The organism is Flavobacterium sp. FlaQc-48, from assembly GCF_044007335.1.
GTDB lineage: Bacteria > Bacteroidota > Bacteroidia > Flavobacteriales > Flavobacteriaceae > Flavobacterium.
In genome coordinates this window covers 1-297 of sequence record NZ_JBIPCR010000080.1, presented here as the reverse complement: position 1 = coordinate 297, position 297 = coordinate 1, and the positions used below count along the sequence as shown (strand labels likewise).

Here is a 297-nt window from a genome sequence, read left to right as displayed (position 1 = left end):
CTAAACGGCCTCCATGTAATAAAGCGCCATACATTTCCCATACCGAAAAATCAAAACAAAACGAGTGAAACAAAGTCCAGACATCAGTTGATCCAAAATCATATAATGAAGATTCATTTTTGAATAATCGAACTACATTTTTATGCGTTATCAAAACTCCTTTAGGAGTGCCGGTACTTCCCGAAGTATAGATAACATAAGCTAAATTAGATGCAGACAACACAGTGCTGAGTTTCCCTGAAGAATAGCCTGAGATAAGATCCCAATCTTTATCCAGACACAGAACCGATAAGTCTC

Annotated in this window: 1 protein-coding gene; it reads right to left on the bottom strand. The window is 37.4% G+C overall.

The window, feature by feature from the left end; translation table 11 throughout:
• Positions 1 to 297: AMP-binding protein (locus tag ACHRWY_RS27655; protein WP_395359248.1), on the bottom strand; the 297-nt coding region annotated here is incomplete at both ends.